The organism is Shewanella sp. SW32 (genome assembly GCF_025653365.1).
Classification (GTDB): Bacteria; Pseudomonadota; Gammaproteobacteria; order Enterobacterales; family Shewanellaceae; genus Shewanella; species Shewanella oncorhynchi.
The window spans coordinates 55,210-76,030 of sequence record NZ_JAKKSJ010000006.1 but is presented as its reverse complement, the minus strand read 5'-3'; the positions used below and the strand labels follow the sequence as shown (position 1 = coordinate 76,030).

At 44.2% G+C, this 20,821-nt stretch carries 20 protein-coding genes; 6 read left to right on the top strand and 14 right to left on the bottom strand.

Annotation, left to right across the window (positions count from 1 at the left end; genetic code table 11):
• Window positions 1-2: 2 nt before the first annotated feature.
• From L5M28_RS04885 to L5M28_RS04850, 8 genes are all read right to left on the bottom strand, one after another.
• Window positions 3-323, bottom strand: a complete 321-nt coding sequence (locus L5M28_RS04885; protein WP_263196574.1) for an MSHA biogenesis protein MshK — start codon at window positions 321-323, stop codon at window positions 3-5.
• A complete protein-coding gene (locus L5M28_RS04880) occupies window positions 310-960 on the bottom strand; it encodes an MSHA biogenesis protein MshJ (protein ID WP_131523452.1) in 651 nt (216 codons plus the stop codon). The genes L5M28_RS04885 and L5M28_RS04880 overlap by 14 nt, the downstream gene beginning before the upstream one ends.
• Entirely contained in the window at window positions 957-1,559 is a 603-nt protein-coding gene (locus tag L5M28_RS04875) for a fimbrial assembly protein (protein ID WP_263148034.1), read from the bottom strand. The genes L5M28_RS04880 and L5M28_RS04875 overlap by 4 nt, the downstream gene beginning before the upstream one ends.
• Complete coding sequence (locus L5M28_RS04870) at window positions 1,556-2,434, bottom strand: MSHA biogenesis protein MshI (protein WP_105251268.1); 879 nt, start codon at window positions 2,432-2,434, stop codon at window positions 1,556-1,558. The genes L5M28_RS04875 and L5M28_RS04870 overlap by 4 nt, the downstream gene beginning before the upstream one ends.
• 245 nt (window positions 2,435-2,679) lie before the next feature.
• Window positions 2,680-4,623 (bottom strand): RNase E specificity factor CsrD, encoded by a 1,944-nt coding sequence (csrD, locus tag L5M28_RS04865; RefSeq protein ID WP_263148030.1) that lies wholly within the window; start codon window positions 4,621-4,623, stop codon window positions 2,680-2,682.
• Window positions 4,624-4,809: 186 nt separating this feature from the next.
• Window positions 4,810-6,054, bottom strand: coding sequence for a malic enzyme-like NAD(P)-binding protein (locus L5M28_RS04860; RefSeq protein WP_105251266.1), 1,245 nt, complete (start codon window positions 6,052-6,054; stop codon window positions 4,810-4,812).
• Between the two features lie 522 nt (window positions 6,055-6,576).
• A complete protein-coding gene (rpmE, locus tag L5M28_RS04855; RefSeq protein ID WP_063883331.1) occupies window positions 6,577-6,789 on the bottom strand; it encodes a 50S ribosomal protein L31 in 213 nt (70 codons plus the stop codon).
• 181 nt (window positions 6,790-6,970) lie between these two features.
• Window positions 6,971-7,984, bottom strand: coding sequence for a FimV/HubP family polar landmark protein (locus L5M28_RS04850; protein ID WP_263148027.1), 1,014 nt, complete (start codon window positions 7,982-7,984; stop codon window positions 6,971-6,973).
• 102 nt (window positions 7,985-8,086) lie between these two features.
• Here L5M28_RS04850 and priA point away from each other — a divergent pair, with 102 nt between their 5' ends.
• The 4 genes from priA to L5M28_RS04830 all read left to right on the top strand — a co-directional run bounded on the left by priA (window position 8,087) and on the right by L5M28_RS04830 (window position 13,411).
• Entirely contained in the window at window positions 8,087-10,282 is a 2,196-nt protein-coding gene (gene priA, locus L5M28_RS04845) for a primosomal protein N' (protein WP_263148024.1), read from the top strand.
• A 123-nt stretch (window positions 10,283-10,405) separates the two neighbouring features.
• On the top strand, window positions 10,406-12,151 hold the full coding sequence (gene argS / locus L5M28_RS04840) for an arginine--tRNA ligase (protein WP_105251263.1): 1,746 nt from the start codon (window positions 10,406-10,408) through the stop codon (window positions 12,149-12,151).
• Window positions 12,152-12,154: 3 nt separating this feature from the next.
• Complete coding sequence (locus L5M28_RS04835; protein WP_168825699.1) at window positions 12,155-12,871, top strand: SPOR domain-containing protein; 717 nt, start codon at window positions 12,155-12,157, stop codon at window positions 12,869-12,871.
• Between the two features lie 315 nt (window positions 12,872-13,186).
• Window positions 13,187-13,411: a hypothetical protein gene (locus L5M28_RS04830; protein ID WP_263202653.1), complete on the top strand. Its 225-nt coding sequence runs from the start codon at window positions 13,187-13,189 to the stop codon at window positions 13,409-13,411.
• A 191-nt stretch (window positions 13,412-13,602) separates the two neighbouring features.
• On the opposite strand, the gene L5M28_RS04825 is transcribed toward L5M28_RS04830, so the two are convergent.
• Genes L5M28_RS04825 through L5M28_RS04815 form a run of 3 tightly spaced genes read right to left on the bottom strand, consistent with a single transcriptional unit; the run spans window position 13,603 to window position 15,959 of the window.
• On the bottom strand, window positions 13,603-14,541 hold the full coding sequence (locus L5M28_RS04825; protein ID WP_181800857.1) for an SPFH domain-containing protein: 939 nt from the start codon (window positions 14,539-14,541) through the stop codon (window positions 13,603-13,605).
• On the bottom strand, window positions 14,541-15,476 hold the full coding sequence (locus tag L5M28_RS04820) for an SPFH domain-containing protein (protein ID WP_105251260.1): 936 nt from the start codon (window positions 15,474-15,476) through the stop codon (window positions 14,541-14,543). Before L5M28_RS04820 ends, L5M28_RS04825 begins: the two co-directional genes overlap by 1 nt.
• Window positions 15,477-15,488: 12 nt before the next feature.
• Window positions 15,489-15,959, bottom strand: a complete 471-nt coding sequence (locus L5M28_RS04815) for an NfeD family protein (protein WP_263202651.1) — start codon at window positions 15,957-15,959, stop codon at window positions 15,489-15,491.
• 476 nt (window positions 15,960-16,435) lie between these two features.
• On the opposite strand from L5M28_RS04815, the gene L5M28_RS04810 reads away from it, so the two are divergent.
• A complete protein-coding gene (locus L5M28_RS04810; protein ID WP_263148021.1) occupies window positions 16,436-17,188 on the top strand; it encodes an outer membrane protein OmpK in 753 nt (250 codons plus the stop codon).
• Window positions 17,189-17,290: 102 nt separating this feature from the next.
• On the opposite strand, the gene udp is transcribed toward L5M28_RS04810, so the two are convergent.
• Window positions 17,291-18,049, bottom strand: coding sequence for a uridine phosphorylase (gene udp / locus L5M28_RS04805; protein ID WP_317629892.1), 759 nt, complete (start codon window positions 18,047-18,049; stop codon window positions 17,291-17,293).
• 413 nt (window positions 18,050-18,462) lie between these two features.
• Here udp and L5M28_RS04800 point away from each other — a divergent pair, with 413 nt between their 5' ends.
• The gene (locus tag L5M28_RS04800; RefSeq protein WP_006083288.1) at window positions 18,463-18,675 is read left to right on the top strand and encodes a YdcH family protein; all 213 of its coding nucleotides are present in this window, start codon (window positions 18,463-18,465) and stop codon (window positions 18,673-18,675) included.
• A 65-nt stretch (window positions 18,676-18,740) separates the two neighbouring features.
• On the opposite strand, the gene L5M28_RS04795 is transcribed toward L5M28_RS04800, so the two are convergent.
• Both L5M28_RS04795 and L5M28_RS04790 read right to left on the bottom strand, forming a co-directional pair.
• Entirely contained in the window at window positions 18,741-19,916 is a 1,176-nt protein-coding gene (locus L5M28_RS04795; protein WP_105251256.1) for a type III PLP-dependent enzyme, read from the bottom strand.
• Between the two features lie 377 nt (window positions 19,917-20,293).
• A complete protein-coding gene (locus L5M28_RS04790; protein ID WP_219250687.1) occupies window positions 20,294-20,773 on the bottom strand; it encodes a hypothetical protein in 480 nt (159 codons plus the stop codon).
• Between the last annotated feature and the right edge of the window lie 48 nt (window positions 20,774-20,821).

The following is a 20,821-nucleotide window of genomic DNA, read 5'->3' as shown; positions in this document are numbered from 1 at the left end:
CCCTATCTCTCTGTTATTGCTTGAAACAATGTCAATTTCCGTCCATCGGACAGCGATACATAAGTGGGGGTAATTTTAACGATACTCAGCCCATGAACGCTGTCGCCAACAGACAATATCTTGTTATTTATCACAGCATAAGCCGTGTTTCCTGAGCTTACTATGCTGTTAAGTACAAGCGCCTGATCCTGCGTTTGACTCGCATGACCCTGCACAGCAAAGCCTTTACCGGGCAAAGTCGGGTCGCGCAGCGATTCAGCAGACACCATAGGGCTACTAACCAATAACAACACACTGATAATATAAGACTTATTTAGAAACACTGATAAAGTCCTTATTAATACTCAAGGTATAAAGTTCAATCTCAACGGTCGCTTTTGGATATTCTGCGACTTTATAGTCGAGACGCTTCCAATAAAGTTTATCTGGCATGGCCTCAACGGCTTCAACAAAGCGCAACACAGAAAAATAATCGCCCTCTAAACTCAAGCGAATACCATGGCTATATAGATTGAGTTTTTTCTCTTCACCCACGGGTAACAATGGGATGGGCGCTATCGACATAAACTTAATTAATTTAATCCCTTGCACTTGTCCTAGTAAATTACCCAGCAACTGCGGCATATAGTCAGCCGGCACCATATCCACCATCTGCTCATCGAGCTGGGCATCTAGGGCTTGATTTTGTTGCTGCAACAACACTAAACGCTGTTGGTAATCTTGATTGGGATCTAACGCTAAACGTTGCTGATACAAGTCAATCTGCTGAGCCGAAATCGCGTTTTCCTGCTCTAAGGCTTTTAGCTGTTGTGAAACAGCCACATGGGTTTTCCACAGGGACTCTAAGGGTAAATAACTCAGCATGCCGACCACGGCCAGAATGGCGACTGAGATCAACACTCGCTCACGGCGACTTAGCGCATCAAACTGTTGTCCTAATTGGGCTAACTTTTGCTTCATTGCGCGGCTTCCTCCTTGTTATCGCTTTTCAAGGTAAAGGCCAAAGGTTTATCTTCACCGCGATCCATGCTCATCGACGAGAAAGCTTGCCCCTTTAAAGTCTGCGTAGTTTTAAGTTTGCCAATCCACTGCGGAATGCTTTGAGGATGGTCGGCAAAACCTTCGAACATAAAATCTTGCTCATTAATGACGATATGACTAAGCCAAACACTCGCATCCGACACGACGGCTAAATCTTTAAGAACTGGCGCAAAACCACGGCTAGTTAAAGAAGTCCTAAGACTCAATTCTCCCATGAGTAATTGCTTCAGCTCTAACTGTTGTTCCGCTAAATCGACTCGCGCAACAAGATCGGCATCGGGTTTACGCGCAGCAATTTGTGCTTCTAATGCCTGTTTTTGGGTATCGAATTGCTGCTTTTGTTGGGCAGCCAACTGCTGGGCCTGTTGTAACTCACTGACTTGCCAGTAGCTATAACCACCTAAAAACGCAAATAAGATCGCAAAAACCAAGGCGTAGGCACTTAAACGCGCAAAGGTTAATCTTTGCTTCGGGGGCAATAATGAAGGAGTGTAAAGATTGACTCGGTATTTAATCACTCAGTACCTCGATAAAATTCAGCAAAGGCTAATCCCGCCATTCGCGCGCCAACACAGCTTTTATCAATGACATTCACAGCTTGATTGAAGTTTGCCGAGACTAACTTAGCTAAAGTATCCACGGCACCATCGGCGAGGAGTTCGATAGAAGATACCGGAGCCTGTCTCAATTGACTTTCAAAATAATCCATAGAGCGCTGAATTTCTAAGCTTAAATTGTCTGCCATGCCATAACTTAACTCATCCGCTTGAGTCTTATCCAATTGAGTAAATCCGCGCACGCGACGCTGCATATACAGCTGACCTTGCTTAACCACAGTCAGTAGCAATTCTTGACCGGGATTATGGCTTACTACCAGACGCGCTTGGTTGTCATCATTAAATAGGTTAGTTACGGCTAACTCTTCGATACTAATACCGAAAAGTTGTAAATCTTGTTCATGAATGGCCTGCACCATGCTCACTAACTTAGCTTTATCCACCACCACAACATTGATTTTATTACTCGGAATGGGTGACTCAAAGTAATCCAAATGGATTTGCGGTACAGGTAGCGTGACCATGTCTTTAATTGACCACAACAAGGCTTGGGATAACTCGACAGTATCGACATTCGGTTTATCGGTCAGCAGTAATTGATAAAGGCCTGAAGCCAAAATCAGCTGTAACTGTGCATTGGGAAAGGATTTAGCCACAGCAGCAAACGCCAATGACCAGTGCTCATCTTTCAGCTCAAAGGGTAACCACTGCTCAGCATTTTCTTTTTGGGCAGGTGCGTAAACCCATAATTTATCGGCGCAGACATAGACACCAAGGCTAGTCGGTTCTGTTCTCTTCTGCCAAAAGGCTAATCGACCTATAAGACTTTTTTCCATAAAGATGCCTATAACCAACTGAATTTAAAAGCTTGAGTAGTCTCTTTCGCACAAACTTCCTGTCACTCCACTCTCCAGTGCTCCTTGACCTATGACCTGCTCGATACAGAATAAAAACCGCAAACGTCATATTTTTGGCACTGGCTAGTTTAGCCGCAAATGCTCGTATTTTATAGATAAATACGTGAATAATAGGATCTATTTGTCTCTAAGACGATATTAATCACCCAAACACTGAACTTCCCTTACTTAGCCTCTATGGGTTCACTGAAATACATTCCCTGCGCTGCGCCAACACCGAGGATTTGCAGTGTCTGCCACTCTTCAAAGACTTCTACCCCTTCGGCGCAGACTTGTACTTCCGTTCGATATAAACCGCCAATCAAACTGCGGATAAATAATTGGTTTTCTGGTCGTAAATGAATATGACGCACGATGGATCTGTGTAACTTAATTAAATCAAAATGGCATTCGCGAATGTAATAAGTACCGACAACCTGCTGACCCACATGATCGACGCATAATCTCGCGCCCATTTTACGGATCATATCTAATTTAGGCTGCAACTTTTCTTGATGTTGAATAACGATATCTTCAGGCACTTCGAAAATCAGTCGCGTGGTGAGATGGCGATATTCTAATAGCGTCGTTTTTAGCCATTGAGTGAAGGCTCGGCTCATTAGCGAATCCAAACTCAGATTAATACTGTATATCTGCGGCGCTGATTTCTTAACTGTTTGAGCATTCGATACGCCGTCTGCTAATTCATTCGACAATAATAACAATACCCGCTCAATAATTTGCCGTTCGACCTGTGGCATTAAGCCACATTTATTCGCCATAGGAATGAAGAGTGTGGCACGGATTAACGCCCCCTGATTATCCCGAGCCCGCGTAAATATCTCTTTATGGTGCTCATTACCATCTGAATCAATTATCGGCTGGCTAAAGGGGAAGAATCGCCTTTGCACTAACGCATTTTCTAAAAAACTACGCCAACGCACTGAGCCTTTGGCAAATTCTTCATCAATCGCGCCTTTGTCGTACATAAACCAATTACTATTACCCTGTAATTGTGCCGCCCTCAAAGCCATATCGGCTTCTTCAATTAACTGAGCCGCATTATCGCCTGCGGTAAAATAAGCGCATCCGAGGTGGAAAAAGTTATCGCTATTCTCAACATCAGGCAAAGGCTGGCTTAGACATATCTTGAGTAATTTGCTGGCAAATTGATCCGCTTCAATTAAGGAGATTTGCGGCACGACTATGGCAAATTGATTATGGGAACGACGGGCAAAAATACTATTAGCTTGAGTTTGCAGCAATTGACTTATCGCATTAACTGTCGAGTTTAATAGCTCTTTCGTCACAGCTTCACCTTGGGATTGCTGCAATAAATCCAGATCATCCATTTCTAATAAATAGATTACCCCGTGGGCAAGCATAGCCTGATTATGACTAAGGGCGTCGAGACGATTATTCAAAAAGAGTCGGTTACCAATGCGCGTTTCCGCATCAAGAAAGGTATTAGAACGGATGAATTTGTCGAAACGCCCCCGCTCCTTTTGTGCGTCCTGTAACTCTTCTAACAACTTAGTCAAAGCACGGTTAATCAGCCTTGGTTTACCATTTCCGGGGGTAGCGAGAGCTTGCTCATGCTTACCTTGCAGAATCAATCGACTACGTAAGGCTAATTCTTCAATGCCATCGAGCTGCTGTGAAAACCATAAATAACCAAAACGCACTAAGGCAGCCACGGCTAAGATACCGACCAACAAAATCAGAATTTCATACCAACTGAAAGTGTAATGCTCGAATGGCTGAGTCAAGGTTAACTGCATACGCAAGCCAGATGTCGGCTCTAGCACATGGTCATACACCATCGCATTTTGCGTAGAAAGGTTGCCTTCATAGGCAAATAACACTTCATCTTTCAAGGTCAACCGAAAATTAACGGCATTGTAAGCAAGCAGCATGGGCGGTAGCCAAGCTTCTAGCTCCCAATCAGGTTGGTGTTGAAACTGATCGACTAACATAGTTTCGAGTTCAGCGACTTTTTGCTGCTGAAATTTATAGGTCAGCTGCACGAAACTCATCATAGCGCTCAGCAAAAATACGAAGGCGATAGCGGCTAATGACATTAACCAAAAGCTGGTTAATTTTGTAGTTAACATTCGGGTGAATTTCATCTATCCGCTATCCTGCAGGATTATTATAATTATTTGTGCGATTTTAACAGAAGCTCAACAAAAGTTGTCCGTTGATTATTCAGTAGCATAACCTAAAAGGCAACTAAGACGCTGTGACTTTAATGTCCACTTAAAAACAAAAAAGAGGCTAATTAGCCTCTTTTTAATGTTTTTACCACTTTTAGCCTAGTCGGCGTATTTAGGTAAAGTGGTGATCGCAGCCACACCAGAGTCGATAGCCGCTTGTGCAACCGCACGGGCGACATTTGGCAATAAACGTGGGTCCATAGGTTTTGGCAGCACATATTCAGGGCCAAAACTCAGCGACGTCACATTAGGATAAGCCTTCAACACACTCGCGGGCACAGGCTCTTTTGCCAGTGATGCAATTGCATGAACTGCCGCAATTTTCATCTCATCATTAATGCAAGACGCACGCACATCCAATGCACCACGGAAAATAAATGGGAAACACAATACGTTATTCACTTGGTTTGGATAGTCGCTACGACCCGTACCCATGATCAAATCACTACGCGTTGCATGAGCAAGTGCAGGTTTGATTTCAGGATCTGGGTTAGAACACGCAAAAATCACTGGCTTATCGGCCATCAGCGCGACTTCTTCTGCACCAATGACGTCAGGACCTGATAGACCTAAAAATACGTCTGCGCCTTTAATAACATCAAGAAGCGTGCGTTTCTCGGTATCATTCGCAAATAGTGCTTTATATTCATTAAGATCTGTACGGCCAGAATGAATAACACCTTTAGTGTCTAGCATGTAAATGTTGGCGCGATTCGCACCGCATTTTACCAGCATAGTCATACAAGCGATGGCAGCAGCACCCGCACCCATACACACAAAAGTCGCGTCGCTTATCAACTTGCCTTGAATTTCCAGCGCATTGATCATACCCGCCGCAGTCACGATTGCGGTGCCGTGTTGATCGTCATGGAATACTGGCACTTTACAACGAGCAATCAATTCACGTTCGATAACAAAGCATTCGGGCGCTTTAATATCTTCAAGATTGATACCACCAAAAGTGTCAGCAATCGCAGCAACAGTATTGATAAATTCCTCAGGCGTATTATGCGTAATCTCAATATCTGTCGAATCGATATTCGCAAAATGCTTGAACAATAATGCTTTACCTTCCATTACAGGTTTAGAAGCCAAAGGGCCCAAATTCCCTAAACCTAAGATAGCCGTACCATTGGTAATCACGGCAACCGTATTACCTTTATTGGTATAACGATACGCATTGTCAGGATCTGCAGCGATTTCGCGTACTGGCTCAGCCACACCAGGGCTATAAGCTAGGGCGAGATCGTGACTCGTTTCGGCGGGTTTGGTAAGGCAAACTGCGGTTTTGCCTGGTATGGGAAATTCATGATAATCGAGTGCTTGTTGACGAATATCTGACATTTTAAAATCCTGAAATGCGACATTTATAATTTATGAGAGTAAGACCTACCAACACACATCTAGTCTCACCAAAGGGTGATGTTAATAGTCTGGCTGGTCGGGGTAAGATACGCCAATAAGGGGAATTTATAAATAAGAGATTCATAAATTTCAATTTAGCCGCCAAATAGACCCTCTAAGCTTAGTTTTATAAACTTATCTCCTATAATAAAGCTGCATTTCTTAATATGTTTTGTAGGAAACAAACATATATTTTGTAGTTACTGCGCTAGTTGTAGCGACTTAATCTCAAAAATGTTGGTTAAATTACAATATATGGCGACTAGCATATTTATCTTATAGTTAATTGCTATAAATAAGTCGAATTATACACTTGAACTCTCAATACTGAATAAGTTGACGATTTATTGAGTGAAGTCGTACCAGCTAGATATGTAGAATAAGCGGAATAAAGAAAATCGACGAATAACACAAAGCAAAAAGGCGCCATAGGCGCCTTTTCTAGAAACATTGCAATCGCAATTATTTCTTTGCAAGCACTGCGAAGCGCTTGTTGAATTTGTCGATACGACCGCCGGTATCAACAACTTTTTGTGTACCAGTGTAGAATGGGTGACAAGCACCACATACGTCTAAATGCAGATCTTTACCAGCAGTAGAGTTTACTTTGATAACGTTACCACAAGTACAGTTTGCAGTGATGATAGCGTATGTTGGGTGGATACCTGGTTTCATTGGGGTTACCTCAAAAGTGTAAGGCCATGTCGCTCTTCCAACCCGTAGTCGGACACCACATGCATGTTAATAACAATATGTTTAGGGCGCAGAATGGTACAGCATACCTACAAGGGATACAAGTAGATTATCTGAGCGTTTGCCGGTTAATCCGTGTCTATTTTGACTTTAGTTAAGCGGCTTATTTTCCCGCTTCTTTAGCCTCAAATACCGCCCGCGCCTCTTTAGCATCAGAATGCTGATCCAAAATCATTTTCGAAGGACAAGATAGCACCGCATTGCTCTTGAGTGCATTGATTCTATTCTTCGAGAAAGCCACAGGATTTGCCTCATAAATCGCCAACATAGCGCCATATACACTCACATCCCAATCCTTGGCATATCGATTAGCGATACGCCACAACGTCTCGCCAGCAAGATACGTTAAATGGCAATGTTCGGGCGTCTGTGAGGCCGTTTCAGCAATATTCTGTTTTTGCTCATTATTTGCCGTTTTCACTATTTCGGGAACCACAGTTTCAGTTGCAGCGTTTTCAACAGCCCCTTTTTCAACAGCAATCGTCTCAGAGGTTTTAGCGAAGGCGTTTATCTCAGTAGCCGACGTATTTTGTTTGTTCGCGGCTTCAGGAAATCTAAAGCCAGTCACCACTTCTACCGTTGGTACTTTGGATTGGGTATTTGCAGCAGTAGCAACAGTCGCTGCGGGCGTTACCTCTGCAACTGGCTTTGGTTCTGCCACCACTTTTACAGGCTTAATGCCCACTTTATCCGCACTTTTTGGGGCGCCCGCTATGGTGGTCTTTTTAGTGTCCGAAACCGCTTTTATCGTTAACGCGGCAGAGGCAGGTTTAGCTGTGCCGAATAAATTGATACTTTTGACGTCATACCATCGGTCAAGACGATACTCTCTCACTAAGAGTTTAGCGCTACTATCCTTCACATCTTCAACGCCAGTGAGTAAAACTAAAAAGCGATTAATCTCCTCAACCATTAACCTTTCTTCGCCGCTTGCTTGCTGCACAACAAACTCTAAGCGCGACATATCTTGATTGTCTGCGATCACATTCACCCTGAGTTTAGGGTAAGCGCCTAATTCAAACATCCGGCTATTAATGCTCACATGGGAGACTTGTGCCATGCTAGGTGCGCTGCACACCAAAGCAAGTAGACCTAATGATTTCACTATATTAGCCATTTATTTACTCTCAACTATCCTTGGTAAACCATCATTAGGGCTAGCCCTAGCCAGCCGCGCTGAGTACACTAAACCACATTCTTGTCTAAGACTTGCCTGCATATGTCATTGTTTGTCGAAGTTGCGTTACCTGTGCCTATGCGGCAAACCTTTAGCTACCGCGTACCCGAATCCTATCCTAGTACACCGCAAATAGGTGTGCGCGTTAAAGTTCCCTTCGGTCGTCAACAATTGATCGGGTTAGTCACAGGTATCACTGAGTCTTGCAGCTTAGCCCCAAAGCAAATTAAGTCTGTGCTCGAGTTTATCGACGATAAACCTTTACTGCCTGAATCACTTTATAAATTAACTCTTTGGGCTGCGAGATACTATTTTTGCAGCCAAGGGCAGATGCTAACCCAAGCCTTACCAGTGGCCCTGCGTAAAGGGCTCGATGCCGCGCCACAAAAGATCCAATTCTGGCAATTAACTGAAATAGGCCAAAATATTGCGCCCGAAGCGGTTAAACGCGCACCCGCACAGAAAAAACTACTCGAGTTACTCAAAACCGCCAGCTTAACCCAAGAAGAGGTTATCAGCTTAGACATCAGTAAAGCGGCGCTTAAAGCCCTAGAAGATAAAGGCTGGGTGGCACGCCATGAAAAAATTGCCGAGCTTAATCTCGACTGGCGCACCACACTCGAAATGGACGAAACGCCACATAAACTCAATAAAGAACAAGCCGTCGCCGTTGCCACTTTAAATCTGCAACAAGGATATCACTGTACTTTATTAGAAGGCATTACCGGTTCGGGTAAAACGGAAGTCTATCTTGCTGTACTCGAAGAAATCCTCAAGCAAGGCAAACAAGCGTTAATTTTAGTGCCTGAAATCGGCTTAACACCCCAGACAATCAACCGCTTTAAGCGCCGTTTCAAAGTCAATGTTGCCATTTTGCATTCAGGGTTAACCGACAATCAGAGACTCGAAGCATGGCGCCAAGCCCGCTGTGGTCAGGCTGCAATCATTATCGGCACCCGCTCAGCCTTGTTCACACCTATGGCGTATCCCGGCATCATCATACTCGATGAAGAACACGACAGTAGTTTCAAACAACAGGAAGGCGTTGGTTATCATGCCCGCGACTTGGCAGTCATGCGTGGCCATTTAGAAGCGATTCCGGTGATTTTGGGCACAGCGACCCCCTCACTCGAAAGTCTACAAAATGCCTTAAGCGGCCGTTACCATCATTTACAATTGGGTGAACGCGCAGGTGCGGCTAAAAAAGTGCGCCAAGGCATTATCGACATTAAAAATATGCCGCTGAAAGCCGGTATGTCAGTGCCGTTACTGAACGAAATCCGCCTGCATTTAGACGCAGGCAACCAAGTCTTGTTGTTTCTCAATCGCCGCGGCTTCGCACCAGCCCTGCTTTGCCACGAGTGTGGGCACTTACACGAATGCGACCGCTGCGACGCGTTTTTCACTGTACATCAATCCCTTGGCGAAATTTGCTGTCACCATTGTGGCAATCAATACGCTATCCCCAAGCAGTGTCACAAATGTGGCAGTACTATGTTGATGGGCCAAGGCATAGGCACAGAACAGCTCGCCGAAGCGCTGCAACAAGAGTTTCCTAAACATCCAGTAGTGCGCATCGACCGTGATACGACCCGCCTTAAAGGTTCATTAGAAACCCACTTAAATGCGATTCATAAGGGGGAATATAAAATCCTCGTCGGCACGCAAATGCTAGCTAAGGGCCACCACTTCCCTGATGTGACGCTTGTTGGGTTACTCGATGTCGATGGCGCTTTATTTAGCGCCGACTTCCGCGCGCCCGAACGTTTTGGACAACTCTATACCCAAGTTGCAGGTCGCGCAGGGCGTGCCAGTAAACCCGGCACGGTATTATTGCAAACTCACCAGAGCGACAATCCTATTTTGCGGGATTTGCTGCACCGCGGTTATGGCGAGTTTGCTCGCAGCCAGCTCAAAGAACGTCAACAAGCACTGCTGCCGCCAGCATGGCACATGGTGTTGGTGCGCGCCGAAGCACATTTAGCCAGTGATGCCGATAACTTTCTCAACGCCTTTGCCGCGCTTTTGCCGCAAGATAAAGAATTTGAGGTGATTGGTCCTATGCCCGCGCCCTTAGATAAAAAAGCTGGCAAGTTCCGTCGCCAACTCTTATTCCAAGCTAAAAACCGCAACCGTCTGCAGCAAGAGTTTGAACGTATTCATCCGCTTGTAGAACAACTTATCGAAGCTAAACGCTGCCGATGGAGCTTAGACAGAGATCCGCTGGATCTCCTCTGAGTCGAGTATTTCACAATCATTTGATAAAAAATCATCGGGAAGATAGCAATTGTTAACCACAAACGGCTAAAATATGCGGTTATTCCCTGTATTCACTCTTAAAGTTAGTGCCGATTAGAACCCATGAAATCACATATCCAATCATTACTTGAACAAACTCTAGAATCCTTTAAACAACAAGGTATTGTGCCTGCTGACTTTGAAGCACGCATTCAGGTAGATCGAACCAAGGATAAGAGTCATGGCGACTTGGCAACCAACTTAGCCATGATGCTAACCAAGGTCGCAGGCAAGAATCCACGCGAATTAGCCCAACTGATCATAGATACCTTACCGGCTTCGGCTTTTGTGGCTAAGGTTGAAATTGCAGGACCAGGCTTTATCAACTTTTTCATCAACGACAGCGCCTTAGCAGATCAACTGCAAAATGCCGTCAACGATGAGCATTTAGGCATTAAGTTACCGACACCACAAACCGTTGTTGTCGATTACTCTTCACCCAACCTCGCCAAAGAAATGCATGTAGGCCATCTACGTTCAACCATCATTGGTGACAGTGTTGTGCGTGCGTTAGAATTTTTAGGCCACAAGGTTATTCGTCAAAACCATGTGGGCGACTGGGGCACACAATTTGGTATGTTGCTGGCCTATATGGAAGAGCTGCGCGCCAAAAATGGTGAAGAAGCTCAACTTGAACTGTCTGATTTAGAAAACTTTTATCGTGCTGCTAAACTGCGTTTCGACGAATCAGCAGAATTCGCCACCCGCGCTCGTCAGTTAGTGGTTGAACTGCAATCTGGCGACGAGTATTGCAACAAACTGTGGCGCGAATTTAACGATATTTCGTTAAGCCACTGCCATGAAGTCTACGCCCGTTTAGGTGTGAGCCTGACCCGCGCCGATGTACACGGTGAAAGTGCTTATAACGCCGATCTCGAGCAAGTGGTTAAAGATTTAGATGCCCAAGGTTTATTAACCGAAAGTAACGGCGCTAAAGTCGTATTCCAAGAAGCCTTCCGCAACAAAGAAGGTGAGCCATTGCCTGTTATCATCCAAAAAGCCGATGGCGGCTATTTGTATGCCACCTCAGATCTTGCAGCAATGCGCTACCGCTCGAACGTGTTAAAGGCCGATCGCGTCCTGTATTTTGTTGACCTACGTCAGGCACTGCATTTCCAACAAGTCTTTAGCCTAGCGAAACTGGCTAAGTTTGTCCGTGAAGATATGTCATTAGAACACTTAGGTTTTGGTACTATGAATGGCGAAGATGGCCGTCCATTCAAAACCCGTAGCGGCGGTGTCGTTAAGTTAGTTGACCTGCTAGAAGAGGCCAATGTGCGCGCGCTAGAACTCGTTCGTAGCAAAAATCCTGATATGGATGAGGCCACGCTGACTGAAATTGCCCGTGTCGTTGGGATCAGCGCCGTTAAATATGCTGACTTGTCGAAAAACCGCACCAGCGATTACATTTTCAGCTTTGAACAAATGCTCAGCTTCGAAGGCAATACCGCACCTTACCTGCTGTACGCTTACACCCGTGTTGCGGGCATATTCAAGCGAGTAACCGATCTGGATCTCAGCCAAGCGAAAATCGTGCTTGAGCATGAAAAAGAGAAAGATCTCGGTAATAAGTTGGCGCAGTTCGGTGAGATCCTCAATCGTGTTGTCGATAAAGGTCAGCCGCACGTACTGTGTGCTTATTTATACGAATTAGCGGGTGCTTTCTCTAGCTTTTACGAAGCTTGTCCAGTGCTTGCCGCCGATAATGACGCGCAAAAGAACAGCCGTTTATTACTCGCGCAACTGACGGCTCGTACGTTACAAAAAGGCCTAAATCTACTCGGTATTGAAACCTTAGAGCGGATGTAAGCCATGAGTAATCGCGATTATGCCAATAGAAGGCCGCAGTCGGGCGCTAAACCGCGCCCAATCCGCGCGACTCGCCCAACTCGAGCAAAGCCTTCACAATCTAAATCGGCGCCGCGTAAGAAGCTGCCGCTGACCTTGATAGGCTTTGTCATACTCGCTGTGGGTTGTTTCGTCTATTTCCTGTCAAGCATTAAAGATAATGCTAAGCAAGAAGTGAAGCCGATACCCGCTCCAGCCAAGAAAACGGAAGTACAAGTTAAGCCTCAAGAGACAGCAGTGCTTACTCCTAAGGTCAAAGAACCTGAACGCCAAGCGGTCGTTATCCCAGTAGAGACAACTGAAACTGCTGAGCTTATTGTTCCGCCAAAGAAAGATCCAAATGCTCTGCCACCACAACCAAAGGAAGAATGGACCTATCTCAACGAGCTTGAAAATAAGCATGTTGAGGTCGATATTCCCGATATTGTTGCGAGCAGAACACCGATGCAATATCAGTTGCAGTGTGCTTCTTTCCGCCAAGAATCACAGGCGAACGAGATGAAAGCCGTCATCGCTTTTCAAGGTTTAGAGGCGCAAGTGAGGCAAGTCGAAGGTACAACCGGCGTATGGTACAAGGTTGCTTTAGGCCCCTTCGAGCGTAAACGTGATGCAGAGCGTAAACGTCACACACTGCAAAAAGCGGGGATTAATGGTTGCCAGATTCTGGCGATTCCTAAATAAGGCTTTAGCCTACTCCTGATAGACTATTAAGAATAAATAGCGGCCAGCGTTTTATCGCTCGTCGCTATTTTTTTATCCGTATGACATGGCTCACTCATTGACTCTGCCCGCCCATAAAAACTCAGTTTTAAACAACAACTCATTTCAAATTTGCTGATCTACTAAATTTATAACCCATTATTTATAAACAACAAAATCCTTTATTAAGAAAGATTAATATGCAGTTTAATTGACCTAGATCAAACTTAGGCGTATCTCTTAATTAACAGCAAGACCGCTGTATCTGTGTCAAATCCAACCTCAGGGTGAAGTATTATGAATGCATTAATCGAGATAGAGGCCACCGAATTCAGCCAACTGTTCAAGAGTGGCGACATGCTGGGAATTAGGATGTTTATGGAACATGTGCGCATGCCGCTGGATGTTCAAGACAAGATTTATGACGAAACTTCTGCGCTTCAGCAATTAGAACAAAACCAAATTGCCAAGCTCATTGAAACCCACGCCCATTCCCAAATTCATGAACGCCTAGCTTATTAGCCTTCCATTCAATGAAAAATTTAACTATGCCCAACTGCAGCTTCTGGCGGTTCATTCAACAGAAGCTGTATGATCTCCCCGCAATTCGCAACACAAACCGTCATATCATCCAATTAGAGCCAAAAAATAAGGCCAAACACCTGAGTATTTGACCTTAAAAATCTAGCTAGTTTCAAATTTTAACCACAGCCTTAGCTCGGTTTTTCTTCCGTTAAGCCTATGCTATTCATCCAGTAATCGAAATCCACCATATTACCCGGCAATACGACTCGACTATTCTTCTGGCTTAAGCCATCGAGCTGTTTAAAGTATTGCTCACCGAGTTGCATCCGCAGGGCATTGTGACCACCCGGTGCGGCAATAACAGAGGCGAGACGTTCAATCGATTCTGCCGTCGCACGGGAAATGGTTAAAATTTCCTCAGCCTTACCTTCGGCTTCGTTAATCCGGCGCTGCATCTCACCTTCAGAACGGTTTACCGTTTCAGCTTTAACCCCTTCAGAACGGTTAATTTTACTCTGTTTGTCACCTTCACTCTTAGCCAATAATGCACGGCGCTCACGCTCGGCATTTACTTGCATTTCCATGGCATTTTTAACGGTTTCAGGTGGTGTAATATTTTTAATTTCATAACGATGCACGCGTATTCCCCACATGGCACCCGCTTGATCTAAGACTTGCACTACCTTGGCTGAAATCACATCACGCTCTTCAAACGTACGATCAAGATCAAGTGTCCCGATGACAGAGCGCGTCGTCGTTTGCGCCAACTGAATTGCTGCATAACGATAATCAGTAATACCATAGCTGGCCTTCACTGGGTCAGTCACAGAGATATAAATCACCCCATCCACTTCAACGTTTACTTCGTCGCTCGAGAAACATTCCTGCGGTGGTACGTCAATGGTTTCTTCTTTCAAATCATGAATAAAAGCCACTTTATCCACAAAGGGGATCAAGGTATGGAACCCTGCATCTAACGTACTGTGATACTTACCTAAACGCTCAACAATAAAAGCCGATTTAGTGGGTACTAGGCGGATCGATTGAAATAGTTTAATCACAAAAATGGCAAATATCAGGCCCCAAATCGCCATCACAATCAAATCTGTATCTACTGGAATATTCATTATCGCGCTCCTTTGCCAAGATTATTCTGGCCACTCATAGTCTGAGTGACTTGCTCCATGCCTTCGAAGAAACCTTCAAGTTTTGCCATTTCAGCGGGAACAACAGAGACTTGTGCATCATTGAGGATCTTGCCAACTTGAGCAATAAACTGTTCTTTTAATAGCATATTCATCGCATCTGTACCGCCATTGACGGCTAATGCTTGCGAGATCATTGCCATACCTTCGGATTTTGCTTTGGCTATGATAGCGATCTCCTGACCTGTACCTTTAGCTTCATTAATCCGTTTCTGTTTTTGACCTTCTGACAGGTTAATGGCCTCTTGGCGCTCACCTTCAGACATATTGATCATCGCGGCTTTTTCGGCATTCGCTAAGGTAATTTCGGCACGTTTACGACGCTCAGCTTCCATCTGCTTCTCAAGAGTGTGGATCACATGGCGTGAAGGCGTGATATTACGAATTTCATAGCGCAATACCTTGATTCCCCATGGCTCGGAAGCCTTATCTATTTCCCGCACGATTGATTCATTTAAGCTATCACGCTCAGAGAAAGTCTCACTCAAACTCAGCTTACCGATTTCAGATCGCATAGTGGTCTGGGCTAAATTCACCGCTGCTTTACGGTAGTTTTCAATACCATAACTCGCCAATTTGCCATCCATCACTTTTAGGTAGACCAAGCCGTCCACTTCAAGTTGAGTGTTATCTTTGGAGATACAGCTCTGTGGCGGCACATCTAATACTTGCTCACGGGTATCGTGACGGTAGGAGACGCGGTCGAAGAAAGGGATCAAAAAATGAAATCCAGGGCTTAATACTGCACGGAATTTGCCAAGACGCTCAATGACATGCACTTCACGCATCGGCACAATTAACATCAACTTATAAAGAATAAAAAAGATAAATAAAATGACTAAGGTAAATACAAACATAGATTCCATCCTTTAGTTTTTGGAAGCTTCTATTGAAATAGGCTCAACGACTAGAGCGATATTTTCACGACAAATAATTCTGACTTCGGTACCCGCCTCAATAATGCTGCCATCGCCAAGCGCTGGCCATTCACTACCTTGAAACTCCACCCGCCCAGGTGTTTGCCCAGGACCTATGGTCTGCTTTACGCGAACAATTTGATTGTATAGTTCGATTGCTTCATCCGTGTTATCCACATGGGAATCACCACCAACGAGCCTCTGAGTGACCTGTCTGAAAACCAATAACAACACAACGGCAGAGATAAACCACAGAGTCATGCTCTGCACGACACCTTCAACCAGTCCTATGCCTAACGCACCTGCCACGACTAAACAAGCCGCACCCAGCAACACTATTATGCCACCTGGAACCACTATTTCGGCGAGCATTAACACTAAACCAATCACTGCCCACACTAAAATCGGATTTGAAAACTCCATATTTCCCCCCTGAAATGAGAGTGTCCTTTACTGCACTATAACAGCAGAGTTTCGGATAATCGACATAATATGTCAAAATTTACCCTGTCAAAACGCACACTCAATCACCTATGACTTAATCCTCATTCTCCCATATCCGCCCACGAAAGCCGTTAGGTTGTTTTAAAATTAAGCACAATCAATTCAAAAAGATAGCAAGCCCCCAATCCACAAGCGGCGCAATAACAATAAAAAACATTAAAAATCAACTATCTAAAAATAAAATCCCTCACTAATGATTATGTGATTTTGACAACAACATTCGATAAAAACTTTGAATAAATGTAAATTTTTGCATATATTGCCCCCACTTTTGAGCAAGTCCTTTGACGTACACTCGCGCTAGGTTTGAACTTACCCATCAAACCATGCCATAGGTCAGAGAGCGGATTGAGTAAGACACGAATTAACTTCGACCTATACAACAGGAAATAACAATGAAAAAAACATGCCTATGCCTAGCACTAATGCTTTCTCCTCAAGCATTTGCGGGTGACTTAGTACAGTGGTGGGATTTCAGTGCAACAGCCCTCTATGGCGAAGACTACGATTTAGCGCCATCGGACAAACAAGCCACTATCACCTTGGAAACGGCTGGCGGCTGGAAATACGGTGATTGGTTTGCCTTCCAAGATTTTATCTATTTCAAAGGTAACGACACGGGCATGGAAAGCACTACCTATGGTGAAATTTCGCCACGTTTTAGTGCCAGTAAAATTCTTGGCGAAAAAATAGCCTTTGGCCCAGTAACAGACTTGTCTCTAGCGTTAACCTATGAAGAAGGTGAAGGCCCAGTCCACAGCCTACTTTACGGTTTAGGGGTTGACGTAGCAGTACCATACTTTACTTATCTTAACTTTAATACCTATCGCCGCGATGGTATGAGCACTGGTAACAATAGTGACGGCTGGCAGTTCACTCCTGTATTTCGTATCGATATCCCTGTTGGATCTGCCAACATAGTACTCGATGGCTTTATCGACTGGGTATTTGCCACCGACGATAACGGCTACGAGGAAAACTTCCATTTCAACCCACAGCTAAAATACGATCTCGGTAAGAGTCTGTTCGGGGATCATCAAGCCAATAAATTATTGGTGGGTATCGAATACGATCTGTGGACCAATAAATACGGTGTGAAAGGCGTCGATCAAGACACTTACTCTGTGATTGCTCAATACCATTTCTAATCGGTACCGGCATAGTTTTAAAGCAACAAAAAAGGTGCCATTGGCACCTTTTGTATTCTGAGCACTCACTTTGCAGGGGAGTATTGCTTAGCTTACTAAAAATTAAGCTAACAATTTTTTCGCTGCTGCAACCACGATAGAAACCGCACTCACTTCAGTTTTCTTCATTGTGGCTTCATTAGGAATTTCTTGTTGGGTGCGGTTTACAATCACACCTGCAACGCAGGCTGCACGCCAACCTTGAGTAGCACACATAGTGAACAAAGTGGAAGATTCCATCTCATAGTTCAGTACGCCCATATCTTGCCATTCTTTCATAGAACCCGCGAAACGACGCGTTACACGGCCAGTGACAGTGTCATAACGCTCTTGGCCTGGGTAGAAAGTATCAGAAGAAGCCGTTACGCCAATGTGTGGCTCTACGCCTGCATCGCGACACGCTGCAACCATAGCAGTGGTACATTCAAAGTTTGCAACCGCAGGGAACTCCATAGGTGCAAAGTGCAAGCTCGCGCCATCTAAACGCACTGAAGCTTGAGTCACAATCACATCGCCCACATTCACATGGGGTTGAATTGCACCTGTAGTACCAACGCGCAGGAAGGTATTCACACCTAACTGTGCAAGTTCTTCTACTGCGATAGAAGTCGATGGACCACCGATACCGGTTGAACACACGACTACTGGCTTGCCATCGGCATAAGCTAAATAGCTTGTATACTCGCGGTGGCTAGCAAGAAACGTCGCATTGTCCATTAGTTCGGCAATACGTTTTACACGCTCTGGATCACCAGGAACGATTGCTAAGGTTGCACCATCGAGCATCGCTTTGGTCAAACCTAAATGAAATACATCAGCCATTGTGAAAACCCCTTTCATTTTTGATAATTAAATTCTTATAAAATCGACTTTAACCTAGTATCGAAGCGGTGAAGGTTAACTTGATCACAGAATTATCGGCAAGAAGTAATTGTTTAGTCGTAATGAAATTACCAACTACACCAGCATCTGCTCACAAGATAGCAAATTTGCCCATATTTCGAATGTCAGTCTGATTTATACCAAACAAAGTGTGAACCAGATCCTGAACTCATGCCAGAGGCTGTGGCAACAAATACCTAAGATACTGATTTAAAATATATTAAAATAAATCATCCATTAGTATTAATCTAAGTGACCGCTAAAAGTGATCTAAGTCACGTTTAACGACTTGGTATAAGGTTAGGGTTAAGGCGTAACCTGAAGTGTAGTAAATGACGACAAGGAGAATGCCGATGTTTCCAGAGTACAGAGAATTAATTTCCACCCTGAAAACCCAAGATGCTCATTTTCAACGTAAGTTTAATGAGCATAATCAGTTAGACGAGGAAATCAAACAACTGGAAAAACGTGTCGCCAGTGATTTCAATCCCACTGTGAAAGAACTCAAAAGCAGAAAGTTACATTTAAAAGAGGAAATTTATCAGATCCTCAAATCCCACGAGTAATTCTACTATTACTCTAAAGACAAATAAGGGCGCCTAAGCGCCCTTATTAATGTCATCACAATCGCTTACAGATAGTAATCCTTCAGCGGTGGGAAACCGTTAAAGCATACTGCTGAATACGTCGTCGTATAAGCCCCTGCGGTTAACCAATACATACGATCGCCAATGGCTAAGTCATTTGGTAAGCCATAGCTATAGTGCTCATACATGATATCTGCACTGTCACAGGTTGGGCCGGCAATCACGCATTTATCCAGCTCGCCTTGACGCTCAGTATAAATCGGGAACTTAATCGCCTCGTCCATCGTTTCAATCAAGCCAGAGAATTTACCCACATCGGTAAACACCCAACGCTCTAAAGCCGTGTAAGATTTTTTGCTGATCAGTACCACTTCAGACACTAAAATCCCCGCGTTAGAGATCAACGAACGACCTGGTTCCAAAATAATTTGTGGTAAATCATCACCAAAATCTTCCTTCAGGAAGTGAGTGATTTGCTCGGCATACACACCCAATTGATTGGTTTTATCAATATAGTTAGCAGGGAAACCGCCGCCCATATTGATCATCTTCAGGGTGATATTGTGCTCATCACGCAGTCGGTCAAAAATACTTTTCACTTTACCAATAGCGGAATCCCAAGCACCTATGTCACGTTGCTGAGAACCCACATGGAAAGAAATACCGAAAGGTTCTAAGCCTAATTCCTGCGCCAATACTAATAGCTCATAGGCCATTTCGTTTTGGCAGCCGAATTTACGGGATAACGGCCAATCAGCAGTATCTGTACCTTCGGTCAGAATGCGCACATAAATACGTGAACCCGGCGCTTCTTCAGCGATCATTCGCAAATCGGCTTCTGAGTCAGATGCATACATACGCACGCCACGCTCATAAAATGCACGTACATCTTGACGCTTTTTAATCGTATTACCATAGCTGACTCGATCGGTTGTCACACCGACATTCATGACCATATCTAGCTCATAAATCGAGGCTATATCAAAGTTTGATCCTTTATCTTTTAGTAAAGATAAGATCTCGGCCGCAGGGTTTGCCTTAACTGCATAATAAACGTTGGCGTAAGGAAAACTATTAACCATGTCATCGTATTGTTTCGCTATGATACTGGTATCGATCACGACGAACGGGGTTGCTTTGTCTTTGGCAAACGCTTCAATACGCTTGAATGTGTCCATATCATAATAGTCAGCAACATCAATAGATTGAAATTGGCTCATTGGGCCAGAGTCTCCTTTGGGTCAGATAGATAACAGTAAGTGTGATGTATTAAAAACGTGCGCAGTAAACGATATTTTTTCGCTTTACGCAACGAATTTTTATGCTGAATTAATAACTTTTTATTCCCCAACTCTTTAAGGAACTGAACCATCAAAAAAAGGCGCTATAAAACAAATAATTATGCACACAAACCCTAAGGTAAATTTGTGTTCATTATCAGAATAAAAAGTGAATTTTTTACGACGTTATCGGAAGGGAGATGGATAGACTGGCTGGAGCCAAAATATCCATCTAAAAACAGTTATCTTGAAGTAACAGTCACACAGCGAAAAGAAGACTAATGGATGCCTTAAAATACGTCCGTTAAATCGAGTCGTTACTGCGGCTGATTGAGTTTTGCGAGGGCTTGGTTCAAGGCTTCACTGGAATCAAAATAGGCAATGTCCAAAATGTTACGCTGCTTGAGCAATATCATAGTGGCCATATCTTTGTTATCAGGTAATAAACGACTGATCTCACCATCCCTATCTAACCCAATCGCAAAAGGTAAATCTTGCATCTGTGGCACAGCCACAAATTTAGCGATCAAAGAAGGCATACCACTGATATCGGCAACATAAACTAAACCCGCTGGCATTTGAGTCGCGCTCAAGGGGGTAAGTGCATCCTTAATCACATCACCGCCTTTCATGCTGCGACTAAAGAGCAGCACTTGAGTCTCATCAGTCACATTAATGGTTTTATCATTTTGGTCGAGAAGTGAAATGGGATTAATCGCATCTCCGGCAACATAACTCGCAGCATACGCCCAGATTGGGGTTAACAGACAAGACAAACATAACAACAGCGTTTTCATAAACACTCGACTCCATTATTGGATAGGCGAACAGCATACCTGACTCCC